The sequence below is a fragment of the Microvirga tunisiensis genome (assembly GCF_009296175.1).
GTDB lineage: Bacteria > Pseudomonadota > Alphaproteobacteria > Rhizobiales > Beijerinckiaceae > Microvirga > Microvirga tunisiensis.
Window position 1 is genome coordinate 1 of record NZ_VOSK01000570.1, and the last position, 2,696, is coordinate 2,696.

The following is a 2,696-nucleotide window of genomic DNA, read 5'->3' on the forward strand; positions in this document are numbered from 1 at the left end:
GGGCGCGCTCGCGGACAACTTCCGCGATCAGGCTCGGATCCGACGGGCATTTGCCGCGCCAGATCCGCTTACCGTCCCGCCGCACCGAGATCGCCGTCTCTTTCAACGACACGTCAAGACCGATATACTCACCCATGGTTGTTCTCCGTTCGATGCTTGGGCCCGGCGTCCAGTCGAGAGCCCGTATCTTCATCTTATCGGGGAACAACCACCCACTCTTCCATGCACTGACCGTCTGGCCCGAGGGCGACTCGCTCCGCGATTACCCAATGTGTCAAAACGCGATCGGGCCGCTCCGTGAAGCAATTTAATTTCCTGCAAGCCTCGATAGACCGGGAAATCCCCGGTACAGGAGCGTGAACTTGTACAAATCGTTCGGCAAGGCCGAGCCTGTTCGAGTTTTGACACGGCCTCGGTCAAACCAGGAAGTCCCGCCACCTTTGGGAAGGTCCAGTGTTCCCTGTTTGAGCAGACGTTCGGCTTACTTCCGGGACGTGCCCTAGGTCGCCATTGGCTTTGGTCGCCGTCCTGGCGCTAGCCCGAAGTTCAGTAGCCCATCCTGCACGTCTACGAGCTTAATTAAGTGATGTCCTGAAGCGAGGCCGCCGGGCAGGAACCGTCTTGTTCCGACCAACCGTCCCAGAGCACCAGAGCTACCCAATCAGAGGGGGCTCTAGCCATACTGATCACTCTGCCGTGGCATTGCCGGGGTTAAGCATCGGTGTGATTCTTCCCGAGCAATGTGCGTCCGACGAACGGGCCTGTGCTGAGGGGCGATAAGCACACCGCTTCCTAGGGAGGATCTCATGGATTTGGATCGACGCAGCTTCATCGGTGGTATGACCGCGCTTGCCGGTCTCGCCTCCACCCCAGTTCTCTCACAGCCAATGCGTTCTCCGGAGCCGCAGCGGTATCCGGACTCGGCCTGGAAGGTTCTCGACAAGCGCTTCAACAAGTACATGATCGGAAACACTCCGTTGCAGCGTCAATGGACGGGCGCCCTTTGGGCGGAAGGATCGGCATGGAACGGAGTGGGCCGCTATGTGGTGTTCTCCGATATTCCGAACAACCGCCAGATGCGGTGGGATGAGGCGACGGGCCGGGTCACCGAGCTGCGGGTTCCCTCAAACTTCTCCAACGGCAACACGTTTGACTTCGAGGGCCGGCAGATCTCGTGCGAGCACTCAACCGCCCGGGTTGTGCGATACAACTGGCAGGGTGAGCCGGAGGTGTTGGCGGAAACCTTCGAGGGCAAGCGGCTGAATGCGCCGAATGATGCCGTTGTGCATCCAGACGACGGCGGCATTATCTTCACCGATCCGGGTTATGGCAGCTTTTGGCATTACGAGGGCAATGTTCGCAATCTGGAACTCCCCGCCAGCATCTATCACCTCGATCCTAAATCCCGCACGCTGACAAAGCTCACGGATGAGATCCTCAAGCCCAATGGCCTCTGCTTCTCGCCCGACTACAGGAAGCTGTATGTCGCGGATTCAGCCCCCACTCACCATTCGGAACCGGCGCAGATCATCGCCTGGGATCTGGCCGACAATGGCCGCAAGCTGACCAACCGCCAGGTGTTCGCAACCTTGGAGAAGGGGTTCCACGACGGCATGCGGGCCGATGTGGACGGCAACATTTGGGCGGCAACCGCATTTGGCGGCGAAGGCATTGACGGGATCCACGTCTACACGGCTGACGGCACCAAGATCGGTCAGCTCGTCATGCCGGAAGCGTGTGCGAACTTGACCTTTGCAGGCAAGCAGCGGAACCGGCTGTTCATCTGTGGCAGCCAGTCCGTCTACACGATCTATACTGCTGCTCAAGGCGCTCACCGCTCCTGATTGCGGCATCCGGAGACCCGAGTACGTCGCCCGGGTCCCTGACACTCGAAGAAGCAACATCTATAAGGTCTCGTCAGGATCAGCGACGGTCTTTAGGCGTGATCCTGTAAACGTTCGCTTCACTCTCCTGTTGCAGAAGTTCGGCTTACGTCCGCGGAGTGCCGATAGTGTTCTCTAATGGGTCAAGGGGTGGCTCTCCGATCCTGAGCGATGTGCGACCCAAAGGGTGTCTGCGTTCTCTACGTGCTCCAGGGCACTTGATGGGGTCAGCTGGGGTGGAGCGACTTGGTTGAAGGTGAATCAGCATCGAATGACGCCCCCCAAGCCGACGACCATTAAATGCATGATCTTGCTGGCGAACTCATAGCATCGGCGGGGTCATCATCGGCGTCGATCGTGACCCCACCGAATTTCCATTTTGTGTCACTAAACCAAGGCGTTGTCCTTCCCGAGCAAGGGGTCAACCTTCGGTGCCGCTTCACATGCTGCCGCTACCGTGGGCGAACAGGATAATGCCCTGCCCGGCAACCGGATGCACCAGCGTCCCCGGAAGGCCAAGCGGCGCTATCGAGACTTCAACCTCAGGCCAGTCGTTCCGCTGGCCTGGCGGCCTGTTGCGGTTCCCGCCTGCCATGGCCGGCCTCCGGGCCATGACGATCTCGCTGTTCCACGGCTCAGTGCCGGGGACCCCCGGTTTGGCTGTGCTGCCCACCCGGCTGCGAGATGCCGGCCACGGCTTCGCCGGCACGCCTGGCCTCATCTGTCACCGCCAGATCGCCGAGCGAGATGATGCCGACCAGCCGCTTTTCGCGGGTGAGCACCGGCAGCCGCCGCACCTGGATATCAGCCATG

At 60.2% G+C, this 2,696-nt stretch carries 2 protein-coding genes and 2 pseudogenes; 1 reads left to right on the forward strand and 3 read right to left on the reverse strand.

Going from position 1 to position 2,696, the window contains the following annotated elements; translation table 11 throughout:
* Positions 1-136, reverse strand: a pseudogene (locus FS320_RS41380) (IS110 family transposase); the annotation flags it as partial.
* A 670-nt stretch (positions 137-806) separates the two neighbouring features.
* Between FS320_RS41380 and FS320_RS41385 the strand changes: the two are divergent.
* On the forward strand, positions 807-1,844 hold the full coding sequence (locus FS320_RS41385; protein WP_152718388.1) for an SMP-30/gluconolactonase/LRE family protein: 1,038 nt from the start codon (positions 807-809) through the stop codon (positions 1,842-1,844).
* Positions 1,845-2,322: 478 nt separating this feature from the next.
* Here FS320_RS41385 and FS320_RS41390 read toward each other — a convergent pair whose 3' ends face one another.
* Both FS320_RS41390 and FS320_RS49295 read right to left on the reverse strand, forming a co-directional pair.
* Entirely contained in the window at positions 2,323-2,478 is a 156-nt protein-coding gene (locus FS320_RS41390; protein WP_192926416.1) for a hypothetical protein, read from the reverse strand.
* Between the two features lie 40 nt (positions 2,479-2,518).
* Positions 2,519-2,696 (reverse strand): annotated as a pseudogene (locus FS320_RS49295) (CBS domain-containing protein); the annotation flags it as partial.